The sequence below is a fragment of the Acinetobacter sp. P37 genome (genome assembly GCF_057480965.1).
This window is the reverse complement of record NZ_JBLIYY010000002.1, coordinates 83,366-96,316: the sequence shown is the minus strand read 5'-3', so window position 1 is coordinate 96,316 and position 12,951 is coordinate 83,366. Positions and strand designations below refer to the sequence as shown.

Below are 12,951 nucleotides of genomic sequence, written 5' to 3'. Positions count from 1 at the left end.
TAAAAAAGCCACCCAAAGGTGGCTTTTTTCATTCAGCGAACTGAATTATTCATCATCTTTTTTTGCTTCGTCAGTAGGAGGTAAGTCCTTGACCGCTTCCGCAATTAGACCAAACATATAGTTGCCATAAGCATTTGTTTTGTCGTAATGGAAACGCAAACGTGGCGTAATACGTGTTTTGATACGACGGCTTAGTTCATGACGCAAGAAACCAGATGCTTTATTCAAGACATCTAAAGTCTCTTTATTTGCGGCTTCACTTTGCTCATCGCCTAGCTCACGACCCATTACAGTCACATAAACTTCGGCATATCCTAAGTCTGGGCTCACCTTCACGGCAGAGATGGTCACGAGACCACCTAAGCGTGGATCTTTCAGCTCCTGACGGATCAGTTCTGACAACTCACGTTGTACTGTATCCGCCATACGCTTCAGACGTTGACTACCCGCCATTAAAGACTCCGTTTAATTAATTGAACATCGTACACTTCAATCTTATCTTGTGCTTTGATGTCTTTATAACCTTTCACCGCAAGACCACATTCCATACCGGCACGAACTTCTTCAACCACATCTTTGTAGCGACGAAGAGATTCAAGCTCACCTTGGAATACCACCACGTCATCACGTAATACGCGAATCGGTTTATTACGGTGTAATGTACCTTCAAGTACCATACAACCTGCAGCAGCACCGAATTTACTTGAGTGGAACACTTCACGTACTTCAGCAACACCCAGAATTGTTTCACGGTGTTCAGGCGCCAATTTACCGCTCATCGCATCTTTCACATCATCAATTAATTGATAGATGATCGAGTAGTAACGAATGTCGATACCATCAGCATCAGCTTTTTGACGTGCAGTATTATCAGCACGTACGTTAAAGCCGAGAAGAACCGCTTCTGATGATTCAGCAAGTGTTACGTCAGACTCAGTGATCGCACCAACACCTGAACCAATAATACGTACTTTCACTTCATCAGTTGCAAGTTCAGCAAGTGCAACGTGTAATGCTTCTAAAGTACCACGTACGTCTGTTTTCAATACCACGTTGACAATAGGCACATCTTTCTTACCCATAGACGCCATGATATTTTCAAGACGCATCGCAGATTGACGCTCAAGACGTTTTTGACGTTCACGATCCATACGCGCATCAGCAACTTCACGTGCTTTTTTCTCGTCATTTACAACAAGAACTTCATCACCCGCCATTGGCGCTTCTGGTAGACCCAAGATTTCCACAGGAATCGAAGGACCAGCAGATTTAATACGTTGACCATTTTCATCTGTCATTGCACGTACACGACCGTATGACGAACCTGCAAGAACAAGGTCACCCACTTTCAATGTACCGTTTTGAACAAGAATCGATGTTACCGCACCACGCCCTTTGTCTACACGTGCTTCAATTACAACACCTTGTGCCGCACCCTCTTCAGATGCTTTAAGCTCAAGAAGTTCGGCTTGAATTGAGATCAAGTCAAGAAGTTCGTCGATACCTGCACCGGTGTGCGCAGAAACCATTGCCACTGGAACGTCACCGCCCCATTGCTCAGGTACAATTTCTTTCGTCGTCAACTCATTCAATACGCGATCTGGATCAGCAGACTCTTTATCCATTTTGTTGATAGCAACAATAATTGGCGTACCTGCTGCACGTGCATGGTCAATCGCTTCCGCAGTTTGTGGCATAACACCATCATCTGCTGCAACAACCAACACTACGATATCTGTAGATTTCGCACCACGTGAACGCATTGCAGTAAATGCTGCGTGTCCCGGTGTATCTAAGAAAGTAATAATACCTTTTTCAGTTTTCACATGGTAAGCACCAATATGCTGTGTGATACCACCTGCTTCACCTGCAGCCACTTTAGAGCGACGAATACGGTCAAGAAGTGATGTTTTACCATGGTCAACGTGACCCATAATTGTCACAACTGGCGGACGAGTGGTTTGGACACCACGCGCTTCTTCAGCTGCTTCAAGTAAGTTGTCTTCTGCTTGTGTATCCGAAACAAGTACTGGATTGTGACCCATTTCTTCAACAACAAGTGCTGCAATTTCTTGATCAATCGCTTGGTTTTGAGTAACCAATTCCCCCATTTTCATGAGTGATTTGATAACTTCGCGAACTTTAACCGCCATTTTCGCAGCCAAGTCAGCAACAACAATCGTTTCACCAATTTCAACATCATAAACTTGTTTTTTAACTGGTTTTTCAAAGCCATGCTTGTTCGCTTGACTTGTTTTTAAACCACGTTTATGTGAGTTATCACGGAAAGATTGCTCTTCGCCACGACGACCACCTTTTTTAGGTGAACGTGAATTGTTGGTATTGGTACCACGTTTAATTTCACGGTCTTCTTTCGCAAATGAATCTTCATATGCCTGACCTACAAGGCCGGCAGCAAGCGGAGAATCATCTACAACACGAATGGTCGCAGTAGTGTCTTCGTTAGAATACTTAGACGCCATTTGACGCATTTGCTCAAGCGTACGTTGTTGCGCTTCTTCAGCGGCTTTACGACGCGCCGCTTCTTCTACAGCTTTCAATTGTGCTGCTTGAGCTTCACGTGCTTTTTTCTGTTCTAGAGTTTCAACAGGTTTTGTAATTGGCTTGTTGTTTGACTTACGTTTTACAACAACCGCAGCTTTCGGTGTTTCTTGCTTCGCATGTTCTTGCTTCGCAGCAGCGCGCATTGCTTCTAAAGCTTGTTTCGCTTTAGATACTGGTTGTTGCTTCGGTTCTTCAGCTTTCGCTTCAACCTTAGGTTCCTGTTTACGTGCTTGTTGGTCAGCTTGTGCTTTCGCTAATGCTTCAGCTTTAATTTGCTCAGGATCCGGTTTAACAAATGTATGTTTCTTACGAACTTCTACATTAATCGTTTTTGCCTTGCCCGATGTACTCGCCACTTTAGCAGTACTGGTAGTTTTACGTTTCAACGTGATTTGTCCTGCATTGCCCGCATCCTGACCATGAACTTTTTTCAAATGGTTAACGAGGGCATTTTGTTGTTCAGTGGAGATAATATCGTCAGGTTTAGTTTGTGGTAAACCCGCATCACGAACCTGTTCCAGCAGCTTCTCAACTGGACGACCCACGCTGAGAGCTAACTCCTTAATCGACTTGTCCGTCATATATTACCTCCTAGTTAAACCATGATTCGCGCGCTTTCATAATAAGTTGACCTGCTTTTTCAGCACCTAAACCTTCGATATCAGAGATATCGTCAGTGGCTTGATCCGCAAGATCATCTACAGTTACCACACCGCGAGCGGCAAGCGCATATGCGATTTCTTTAGTCACGCCTTCCATTGCAGCAAGCTCTTCGCTTGGCTCTTGGATGTTTTCTTGTTGCTTCAATGCATCAGCCAATGCGATTTCTTTTGCACGACCTTGTAGCATTTCAACAGTTTCAGCATCAAGTTCGATCTCATCGAATGTTTCCGCAGGAACATACGCGATTTCTTCTAATGATGTGAAACCCATTTCAACTAACGCCATCGCTAAGTCTTCATCAATATCTAGACGTGTAACAAACATATCTAAATATTGTTGCGCTTCGTTTTGTTGGCGTGCGTGATATTCTTCTTCAAGCATCATATTGAGCTTGTAACCCGTCAATTCAGATGCTAAGCGTACGTTTTGACCTTGAGAGCCAATTGCACGTGCTAACTGATCACTCGTTGCAAAAATAATATCTGCAGTACGTTCTTCTTCATCAATCACGATACCTGATACATCAGCAGGCTCTAGAGCACTTGCAATGTACTGTGCCGCGTCATCAGACCAAACGACTACATCAATACGCTCACCATTTAACTCTGATTGAACTGCTTGGATACGTGTACCACGCATACCAATACATGCACCTACAGGATCAATACGGTGATCGTTTGTTTTCACAGCGATTTTAGCACGAACGCCAGGTTGACGTGCAGCAGCCTTAATCTCAATGATTTCTTCAGCAATTTCAGGAATTTCTTTCTTCATCAATGCAATGAGCATTTCTGGTTTAGAACGAGAAAGTAATAACTGAGCACCACGGCCTTCACGATTTACGTTAAACAAAATCGCGTTTACACGTTGTTTAGGACGTAGAATTTCTTTAGCGATCATTTCTTCACGCGCAAGATATGCTTCTGCATTGTCACCTAAATCAATGATAAAGCCATCTTTGGTTTGTTTTTTCACTTCACCGTAGATGAGTTCACCAACTTTAGATTCGTAAGCATCTGCAATTAGCGCTCGCTCTGCTTCACGAATTTTTTGAACAATCACTTGTTTCGCAATTTGTGCCGCAATACGACCGAAATCAATCGATTCAACTTCAAGTTCACGAATATCACCAATTGCCCATTTTGCAGGATCTACATCAGAGATCGCATCTTGGCATGCTGGCATTTCGTGATCTTCGTCGGCAACCACTTCCCATTGACGGAAAGTACGGTAATCACCAGTACGACGGTCGATTTCTACACGTAGACGAGCTTCTTCCGAGTGAGTTCCCTCGTAGAATTTCTTCTTAGTCGCTGCAACTAAAGCTTGTTCAAGCGCTTCAAAAATTGCATCACGACTTACACCTTTTTCGTTACTAACCGTTTCTACTACGGTAAGAATTTCACGAGCCATAAGTCACCTATTCGTTCAGATTCTTATTTATTAAATTAATCTTGGAAAACCAGATTTGCTTTATCAATATTGTGGCTGTCAATATCCAACACTTGTTGCTTTTCAACTTCAACCTGAATCATTTCGTTCTCAAGGTCTACGTTTACAAGTTTGGCTTGGAATTTACGACGATTATCTACAGCACTGATCAAACGCAAAGCGACTTGCTGACCAATGTATGCCGTCATTTGTTCCAATTTAAAGAACTGACGATCCCAACCTGGAGATGACACTTCTAATGCATATTCGCCTGAAATTGGATCATGTACATCCAACATCGCACCCACTTGCTGAGTGACACGAACACAGTCCTGCACGCCGATACCACGGCCTTGCTCAACTTCGCCATCTTCATTGATGACAGGTTCTGCATTTTCATCAACTTCACGGTCGATATAAATACGTAACAGTGAACGTTTTCCTTGAGGTTGGAAATCAATCCCCCAAAGTTCTACATCACATGCTTGCACCGCTGGGGCAATTAAGTCCTGAAGTGCTTGAGTTTTATTTGATAGCTTCATTTACTCTCGTCAAATTTGTGCGATTCGATGGTCGAAATGACCACTACAGACCAATGCGAAACTATAGTAGTAGTGAAACATGACGGTTTGACCAAAATACTGTCGACACTACACGATAGCCAATAAAAAAGGGCGTAAATCGCCCCATTATTACACAGAAAACCATAGTCCACTGTGCAAAAAGGCCCACCTAGTTGTGAGCCTCTTTTAGAAACTTGGTAGCGGGAGCTGGATTTGAACCAACGACCTTCGGGTTATGAGCCCGACGAGCTACCAGACTGCTCCATCCCGCATCAACATGCAAAAATTATATACAATTTCTTGGTCATTTTCAATCTAAAACAACCTGAAGAATTGCCCTACTGAGTTGCATCTCAGAGGATTGGTAGCGGGAGCTGGATTTGAACCAACGACCTTCGGGTTATGAGCCCGACGAGCTACCAGACTGCTCCATCCCGCATCAACATCACAATGACTTTCAGATAAACTGCTTATATAGATTGTGTGCTATATAAGATTGGTAGCGGGGGCTGGATTTGAACCAACGACCTTCGGGTTATGAGCCCGACGAGCTACCAGACTGCTCCACCCCGCATCAATATGCAAATAGTTTTCTCAGCTTTAAAAGCTGTCCATTTAAAAGTTTGCATCTTAAAAATAGAATTGATTGGTAGCGGGAGCTGGATTTGAACCAACGACCTTCGGGTTATGAGCCCGACGAGCTACCAGACTGCTCCATCCCGCATCAACAGAGTTTTGCTGCATACACCAACTTATGTTCTGGATTATAAGTTGGTGCGGAAGGGGGGACTTGAACCCCCACGCCCGAAAGCACTACCACCTCAAGGTAGCGTGTCTACCAATTCCACCACCACCGCAGCTGTGACGCATTCTAGTCGCAACACGTCAAAAAAGAAAGTGCTAAATAAATTATTCAGCGCTTTTTGGTGCAGTTGGCGAAGTTTCAGCCGATTTTGCAGGCGCAGTCGGTACTGAAGAAATCGCATTCAGACTATAAACATCTGTCGTTTGTTTCTTTGCAAACACAGCAAGTGTCAAGCTCGTAACGAAGAACAAAGCCGTTAAAATCGCAGTCAAACGGGTCATAAAGTTACCCGAACCCGATGCACCAAATACAGTTGCAGCACCGCCGCCACCAAAAGATGCACCCGCATCTGCGCCTTTACCATGCTGAACTAAAATCAGCACGATCATTAAAATCGCTAAGATAATATGTACCACCAGCACAAACGTATGCATGCTGAACTCCTAATTATTTTGTATTTGCAAATGCTTGAGCAATTTTATAAAACGACTCTGCATTTAATGATGCACCACCGACCAGCGCACCATTGATATCCGGACAGGCTGCCAACTCTACTGCATTTTCAGGTTTTACACTACCACCATAAAGAATCGCAGTATGAAGTCCCATTGGGGTGATTTGGCTTAAACCTTCACGAATTTTAGCGTGCATCGCTTGCGCATCTTCAGGTGACGCTGTTTTACCTGTGCCAATAGCCCAAATTGGCTCATAAGCTACCACAATTTGTTTCCACTGCTCTGCTTGTACAACAGCAGCAATATCACATATTTGTTGTAACACAATCTGTTCTGCTTGGCCGCTTTCACGTTGTTCTAAGCTTTCACCCACACAATAAATCACAGTCAAACCTGCGTTTAATGCATTTTTTACTTTTTCATTAATGATATGCGGTTGATCAGCGAATATTTCACGGCGTTCCGAATGACCAATCAGTACAAATTCAACACCATAATCTTTTAATAGCTCAGCACTGAGTTCACCCGTATATGCACCTGTACCTGCAACGCGAGAAACGTCTTGTGCAACGGTTATGATGTTACGGCTAGCTTGTGTTAATTCATTTTGCACCGTGGTCAGAGCAATAGCTGTTGGTGCAACCCCAATATGACATGCCGCTTCAGCAATATTTTGTTCATCTAATAATTGCTTAAAATTCTTAAGAAGTGCGCCAGCATCGGCTTGCAATGGGTTCATTTTCCAGTTACCCACTACCCAAGGCGTAATCGTCGAACCCGACATATTTATCCCACATGACAAAGATGAAATCGGGCACATTCTACACGTAATTCATAATTTTGAAGATAAATTTCAACACATTTGCATCTTCGAAGCACACCAGTCATTCCAAGATCTTCACTTTTCTGTAAAAAAATTAAGCAGATTTAAGGACTGGTTCATGCTTTTTACCAATTCTTAGCTAGTGACAACACTTTAAGATATGGTATTTTTGTGCAACAAAAGTATAATTTTGCTATACCAATTATAAACAGACTGAAGCATAGGCAAGTAAAAGCATGACAGCAGTTCAAGGTTCTTCAAGATTTACGGGGTTTATTCGTCGCTTAGTTGACGAAGGGCATCTGTCTGCCGAAAAAATGCAAGCAGCGCTGCAAAATTCAAAAAAGGCTCATCAAGATATCGTGCCGCATTTGATTCAGGAATATCACCTTTCAGCACGCCTGATCGCAGAAACCATCTCGATAGAGTTCGGTGAACCGGTTTTTGATATTTCAACTTATGATACGTCTTTAATTATACGTGATGAATTTGAAGATAAACTCATTACCAAGCATCGTATTTTGCCTATTTTTAAACGTGGCAATTTATTATTCGTTGCGATCAGTAATCCCACCAATATTGAAGCAGTGGATGCCATTCGATTTGGTAGTAAGCTGAATACTGAAACAATTATTGTTGAACATGACAAACTTGAAAAGTTAATTGAACAGAACTTTGCTGAAGAAAGTACTTTTGACTTTGATGATGACTTTGATCTTGATTTAGATAGTGAAACACCTGATCCATCTCAAGAAGATGAAGATGAGGCAACGGGTGATGAAGCACCGATTGTTAAGTACATCAATAAGCTGCTAGTCGACGCCATTCGCATGGGTGCATCCGACTTACATTTCGAACCCTATGAAAAGTCTTACCGTGTCCGCTACCGTGTCGATGGCGTGTTAAGAACAATTACTAATCCGCCATTGCAGCTCGCGACTCGACTTGCTTCGCGTTTAAAAGTCATGTCACAAATGGACATCTCGGAAAAACGTATACCTCAAGACGGTCGTATCAAGTTAAAGCTGTCAAAGAACAAAGCTATCGACTTCCGTGTGAACTCTTTACCGACCTTGTTTGGTGAAAAACTTGTACTGCGTATCCTTGATCCATCTAGTGCGATGCTAGGGATTGATGCGTTGGGTTATGAACCGGATCAAAAAGAACTGTTCATGCAGGCTTTAGAAAAACCACAAGGCATGCTGCTCATTACCGGCCCAACGGGTTCCGGTAAAACCGTATCTTTATATACAGGTTTAAATATTCTCAACCGTGAAGATACCAATATTTCAACGGCCGAAGACCCTGTGGAAATTAACTTAGAAGGGATCAATCAGGTCAACGTAAATAATAAAGTCGGCCTCACCTTCTCTGCAGCCTTAAAATCATTCTTACGTCAAGACCCTGATATTGTGATGGTCGGTGAGATTCGAGATTTAGAAACGGCTGAAATTGCCATTAAAGCGGCTCAAACAGGTCACATGGTGATGTCTACACTGCATACCAATAGTGCACCTGAAACACTGACACGCTTACGCAATATGGGCGTGCCTTCATTTAACATCGCGACATCCGTGAACCTTGTCATTGCGCAGCGACTTGCACGTCGCCTATGTTCACAATGTAAAGAAACAGTAGACGTACCAAAACAAAGTCTATTGGAGCTTGGTTTTACCGAAGATGATTTAAATACACCAGAATTCCAAATATACCAGCCTGTGGGTTGTGCCGAATGCCGTGAAGGCTATAAAGGTCGTGTGGGTATTTACGAAGTCATGAAAGTGACACCTGAAATTTCAAGAATTATTATGGAAGACGGCAATGCCTTACAAATTGCCGAAGCTTCCAATCAAGCAGGTTTTAACAATTTACGCCGTTCAGGCTTAATTAAGGTCATGCAGGGGGTGACTTCACTTCAAGAAGTCAATCGTGTGACCAGTGAGTAAGTGAATTAGTATTTAAAAATAAGGATAAATTCATGGCTGTAAAAAAAGCGCAGATGATGCCAACCTTCAGTTATGAAGGCGTGGATCGCAAAGGGGCGAAAATCAAAGGGGAAATGCCTTCGCGTAATATGGCTTTAGCCAAAGTCACTTTACGTAAGCAAGGCATTACCATCCGAACCATTCGAGAAAAACGTAAAAACATTCTCGAAGGCTTGATGAAAAAGAAAGTATCCACTTTGGATATCACGGTATTCACGCGCCAACTTGCAACCATGATGAAAGCCGGGGTACCGCTCGTTCAGGGCTTTGAGATCGTGGCAGAAGGCTTAGAAAACCCAGCCATGCGTGAAGTGGTTTTGGGGATTAAAGGTGAAGTTGAAGGCGGCAATACCTTTGCAGGTGCACTCCGTAAATATCCGCAGTATTTCGACAACCTATTTTGCTCTTTGGTTGAATCAGGCGAACAATCGGGTGCACTTGAAACCATGCTGGATCGTGTTGCCATTTATAAAGAAAAAAGTGAATTGCTTAAGCAAAAAATCAAAAAGGCCATGAAGTACCCAGCCACAGTTATTGTGGTCGCGATAATTGTGACCATTATTTTGATGGTGAAAGTTGTACCCGTATTTGAAGGCCTTTTCAGTTCATTTGGTGCAGAACTGCCAGCTTTTACTAAGATGGTTGTCAATATGTCAAATTGGACTAAAGATTATTGGTTTATCATGCTTGTGGTTATTGCAATATTAATTGGTGGGTTTCTAGAAGCAAAAAAACGTAGCAAAGCTTTCCGAGACTTCTTAGACAAAGCTGCACTAAAAGCACCAATTTTTGGTGATTTGGTTTATAAAGCGATTATTGCCCGCTATAGCCGCACCTTGGCAACCACCTTTGCCGCAGGTGTACCTTTAATCGATGCACTAGAATCAACTGCAGGTGCAACCAACAACGTGGTCTATGAAACAGCGGTCATGAAAATTCGTGAAGATGTCGCGACTGGTCAGCAATTGCAATTCGCCATGCGTGTTACCGATAAATTTCCACCTATGGCAGTCCAAATGGTCGCTATTGGTGAAGAGTCTGGCGCTTTAGATGCCATGCTAGATAAAGTGGCGACACATTATGAGAATGAAGTAGATAATGCCGTTGATGGCTTAACCTCGATGATGGAACCCTTAATTATGGCTATTCTCGGGATTTTAGTAGGGGGGCTTGTTGTCGCAATGTACCTCCCAATCTTCCAAATGGGTTCAGTGGTTGGTTAAAACCAAGAAAGGGAAATATTTTGTTTACTGATTTTTTTAGCTACTTAATCAACAACCCAACTGCGATGTATATCGCAGTTGGGATTTTTAGTCTTTGCATCGGCAGTTTTTTGAATGTGGCGATTTACCGCACGCCGAAGATGATGGAACAAGAATGGCGCACGGATTGCCAACTGTTTTTACATCCAGACCAACCGATTATTGATGAAACAAAGATTACCCTAAGTACCCCTGCTTCAACCTGTCCAAAATGTAAAACGCCAATTCGTTGGTATCAAAACATTCCAGTCATCAGTTGGATCGTGTTACGCGGAAAATGTGGAAGTTGCAAAAACCCGATCAGTAGCCGTTATCCACTGATCGAATTACTCACCATGATCTGTGCGCTGATTGTTGTTGCAGTTTTTGGTCCAACCATCCAGATGCTGTTTGGTTTGGTGCTGACTTATGTATTGATTGCCTTAACATTTATTGATTTTGACACCCAACTTTTACCTGACCGCTATACCCTTCCTTTGGCTGCACTCGGGCTTGGCGTGAATAGCTATGCCATTTATACCTCTGCAACCTCAGCCATTTGGGGGTATATCATCGGGTTCTTATGCCTATGGATTGTTTACTATTTATTTAAAATCATCACTGGCAAAGAAGGCATGGGCTATGGTGACTTTAAACTTTTAGCTGCGTTGGGTGCATGGATGGGCCCTTTCCTGCTCCCACTGATTGTATTACTCTCTTCACTGGTAGGTGCAATCATTGGCATTATTTTGCTCAAAGTTCGTAAAGAAAACCAACCTTTTGCATTTGGTCCCTATATTGCCATCGCTGGATGGATCGCCTTTTTATGGGGTGATCAAATTATGAAAATTTATTTGGGTCAGTAAGGTCGTTGTATGACATTTGTCTTGGGTTTAACAGGTGGTATTGGTAGCGGTAAATCTGCTGCAAGCAATTGGTTTGAACTCCAAGGCATTCAAGTCGTCGATGCTGATATCGTTGCTCGCGAGGTTGTCGAACCGGGGCAACCCGCACTGATTCAGATTCAACAACAATTTGGTGATTGGGTTTTACTTGCGAATGGTGAGTTAAATCGGCGTGCATTACGTGAGCATATCTTTAAAGATCCTACAGCACGTCAAACACTTGAAGCCATTACCCATCCTGCAATACGCCAGTCCATTATCCAACAATTAAACGAAGCCACTAGCCCCTATGTCATCTTGGTTTCACCACTGTTATTTGAAACCAATCAACATGAATTGACCAATCACACCTTGCTGATTGATGCCACGGAACAATTGCAAATTCAGCGTGCATCACAGCGCGATGGTCAAAATATCGAGCAAATCCAAAAAATCATTCAAGTGCAAATGTCGCGTCAGGAAAAGCAAAAAATTGCAGATGATATCGTGCTGAATGATGGTCATTTAGATCATCTTTATGCACAGCTTCGGCCGTTGCATCTCAAGTACTTAGCGCACGCTGAAAAAAGCTAAATAAAAAAGCAGTCTTACTCAGACTGCTTTTTTTGTTGTTCGAGTTGCTGCTCTAGACTGTCCTTTCGTCCCAACCATTTCCACGGTTGAATCGCTCCAATCCCCATCCCGACCAATCCACACACAATTGCAAAACTTAAGGGTTCATTCAGCAGCGGTACCGCTAAAATTGCAGCAATAAAAGGTGCCAAAGTTACGATACTTCCGGCTTTAAATGCACCCAGACGCTTGATCGCCTCTACATACGTTAAAGTCGCAATAATCACCACAAAAATACCGTGAAAGATAACTTGTCCAATGAGTTGCAATGGCTCTGGGTCAGACCAATATTTAGGGAAAAATAGTAGATAAATAGGCACGAATACCACGGCAGACCAAACCGCAACCCCCGCCATGGCATGCCAAGCAGAGAGCCTCCATTGCTTAAGCAATACCGTAAATATCCCCCACCAAATGGCACTGATAAAAAATAGCAAATCACCTAAACCAAATGCCACACCAGTCTCGACGTACATTAAATAGCTCATTAAGCTAATGGCAGAGACCATAATCACCACACTGATCCACGTATGCTTATCGATCGGCTGTTTGAAGATCAGAAACGCGGCTATGGCTGTACATAAGGGAATACAACCATTGAGAAAAATTGCAGCATGGGCCGCAGGAGCATAATGAAACGCACTATAGGCCGTTAAGCAATAGGTCACCCCGCCGAGCATGGCAAGGATAAAAGGCTCTTTCTTCCATAAAAAAGCCGTATCTTTTTTATAAATCAAAATTGGCATTAATATACAAAATGCCAAAGCAAACCGAAGTGCGGTAATGTCCCAAGCACTGATTCCCCAATTGGCGCTTAAACGTGCTGTTAAGGTGAATCCGCCCCAAATACACATGGTAATGAAGACATATAAATAACCTTGCTTTTGGGGAGACATCATCACT

11 protein-coding genes and 5 tRNA genes are annotated in these 12,951 nt (G+C 42.9%); 4 read left to right on the top strand and 12 right to left on the bottom strand.

Features of this window, described 5'->3' with window-relative positions; translation table 11 throughout:
* Positions 1-45: 45 nt before the first annotated feature.
* From AC25JC_RS02360 to tpiA, 11 genes are all read right to left on the bottom strand, one after another.
* The gene (locus AC25JC_RS02360; protein WP_078189413.1) at positions 46-453 is read right to left on the bottom strand and encodes a ribosome-binding factor A; all 408 of its coding nucleotides are present in this window, start codon (positions 451-453) and stop codon (positions 46-48) included.
* Positions 453-3,146: a translation initiation factor IF-2 gene (infB, locus tag AC25JC_RS02355; RefSeq protein WP_078192557.1), complete on the bottom strand. Its 2,694-nt coding sequence runs from the start codon at positions 3,144-3,146 to the stop codon at positions 453-455. The genes AC25JC_RS02360 and infB overlap by 1 nt, the downstream gene beginning before the upstream one ends.
* 10 nt (positions 3,147-3,156) lie before the next feature.
* Positions 3,157-4,641, bottom strand: a complete 1,485-nt coding sequence (gene nusA / locus AC25JC_RS02350; protein ID WP_078192558.1) for a transcription termination factor NusA — start codon at positions 4,639-4,641, stop codon at positions 3,157-3,159.
* A gap of 35 nt (positions 4,642-4,676) precedes the next feature.
* Positions 4,677-5,201, bottom strand: coding sequence for a ribosome maturation factor RimP (gene rimP, locus AC25JC_RS02345; protein WP_078192559.1), 525 nt, complete (start codon positions 5,199-5,201; stop codon positions 4,677-4,679).
* A gap of 216 nt (positions 5,202-5,417) precedes the next feature.
* Positions 5,418-5,494: transfer RNA gene (locus AC25JC_RS02340), tRNA-Met, on the bottom strand.
* A 90-nt stretch (positions 5,495-5,584) separates the two neighbouring features.
* Positions 5,585-5,661: transfer RNA gene (locus tag AC25JC_RS02335), tRNA-Met, on the bottom strand.
* A 58-nt stretch (positions 5,662-5,719) separates the two neighbouring features.
* Positions 5,720-5,796, bottom strand: a tRNA-Met gene (locus AC25JC_RS02330).
* A gap of 73 nt (positions 5,797-5,869) precedes the next feature.
* Positions 5,870-5,946: transfer RNA gene (locus AC25JC_RS02325), tRNA-Met, on the bottom strand.
* Between the two features lie 48 nt (positions 5,947-5,994).
* Positions 5,995-6,079, bottom strand: a tRNA-Leu gene (locus tag AC25JC_RS02320).
* A gap of 52 nt (positions 6,080-6,131) precedes the next feature.
* The gene (gene secG / locus AC25JC_RS02315; RefSeq protein ID WP_180156717.1) at positions 6,132-6,461 is read right to left on the bottom strand and encodes a preprotein translocase subunit SecG; all 330 of its coding nucleotides are present in this window, start codon (positions 6,459-6,461) and stop codon (positions 6,132-6,134) included.
* A gap of 13 nt (positions 6,462-6,474) precedes the next feature.
* Complete coding sequence (tpiA, locus tag AC25JC_RS02310) at positions 6,475-7,266, bottom strand: triose-phosphate isomerase (RefSeq protein WP_078192561.1); 792 nt, start codon at positions 7,264-7,266, stop codon at positions 6,475-6,477.
* Positions 7,267-7,541: 275 nt separating this feature from the next.
* On the opposite strand from tpiA, the gene pilB reads away from it, so the two are divergent.
* From pilB to coaE, 4 genes are all read left to right on the top strand, one after another.
* Positions 7,542-9,251 (top strand): type IV-A pilus assembly ATPase PilB, encoded by a 1,710-nt coding sequence (gene pilB, locus AC25JC_RS02305; protein ID WP_180116037.1) that lies wholly within the window; start codon positions 7,542-7,544, stop codon positions 9,249-9,251.
* Positions 9,252-9,283: 32 nt separating this feature from the next.
* Positions 9,284-10,513 carry a type II secretion system F family protein gene (locus tag AC25JC_RS02300; protein ID WP_078189420.1) on the top strand — a complete coding sequence of 410 codons (1,230 nt, stop codon included), beginning with the start codon at positions 9,284-9,286 and terminating at the stop codon, positions 10,511-10,513.
* A gap of 65 nt (positions 10,514-10,578) precedes the next feature.
* The gene (locus tag AC25JC_RS02295) at positions 10,579-11,397 is read left to right on the top strand and encodes a prepilin peptidase (protein WP_180116089.1); all 819 of its coding nucleotides are present in this window, start codon (positions 10,579-10,581) and stop codon (positions 11,395-11,397) included.
* A 9-nt stretch (positions 11,398-11,406) separates the two neighbouring features.
* Complete coding sequence (gene coaE, locus AC25JC_RS02290) at positions 11,407-12,009, top strand: dephospho-CoA kinase (RefSeq protein ID WP_486923384.1); 603 nt, start codon at positions 11,407-11,409, stop codon at positions 12,007-12,009.
* 14 nt (positions 12,010-12,023) lie between these two features.
* Here coaE and AC25JC_RS02285 read toward each other — a convergent pair whose 3' ends face one another.
* Positions 12,024-12,944: a DMT family transporter gene (locus AC25JC_RS02285; RefSeq protein WP_486923450.1), complete on the bottom strand. Its 921-nt coding sequence runs from the start codon at positions 12,942-12,944 to the stop codon at positions 12,024-12,026.
* Positions 12,945-12,951: the final 7 nt, after the last annotated feature.

Bases quoted from the DNA above. Each gene is read 5' to 3' on its own strand.
- pilB (WP_180116037.1), top strand. From the start codon at position 7,542: ATGACAGCAGTTCAAGGTTCTTCAAGATTTACGGGGTTTATTCGTCGC.
- secG (WP_180156717.1), bottom strand. From the start codon at position 6,461: ATGCATACGTTTGTGCTGGTGGTACATATTATCTTAGCGATTTTAATG.
- infB (WP_078192557.1), bottom strand. From the start codon at position 3,146: ATGACGGACAAGTCGATTAAGGAGTTAGCTCTCAGCGTGGGTCGTCCA.
- nusA (WP_078192558.1), bottom strand. From the start codon at position 4,641: ATGGCTCGTGAAATTCTTACCGTAGTAGAAACGGTTAGTAACGAAAAA.
- rimP (WP_078192559.1), bottom strand. From the start codon at position 5,201: ATGAAGCTATCAAATAAAACTCAAGCACTTCAGGACTTAATTGCCCCA.
- coaE (WP_486923384.1), top strand. From the start codon at position 11,407: ATGACATTTGTCTTGGGTTTAACAGGTGGTATTGGTAGCGGTAAATCT.
- AC25JC_RS02295 (WP_180116089.1), top strand. From the start codon at position 10,579: ATGTATATCGCAGTTGGGATTTTTAGTCTTTGCATCGGCAGTTTTTTG.
- AC25JC_RS02360 (WP_078189413.1), bottom strand. From the start codon at position 453: ATGGCGGGTAGTCAACGTCTGAAGCGTATGGCGGATACAGTACAACGT.
- tpiA (WP_078192561.1), bottom strand. From the start codon at position 7,266: ATGTCGGGTTCGACGATTACGCCTTGGGTAGTGGGTAACTGGAAAATG.
- AC25JC_RS02285 (WP_486923450.1), bottom strand. From the start codon at position 12,944: ATGTCTCCCCAAAAGCAAGGTTATTTATATGTCTTCATTACCATGTGT.
- AC25JC_RS02300 (WP_078189420.1), top strand. From the start codon at position 9,284: ATGGCTGTAAAAAAAGCGCAGATGATGCCAACCTTCAGTTATGAAGGC.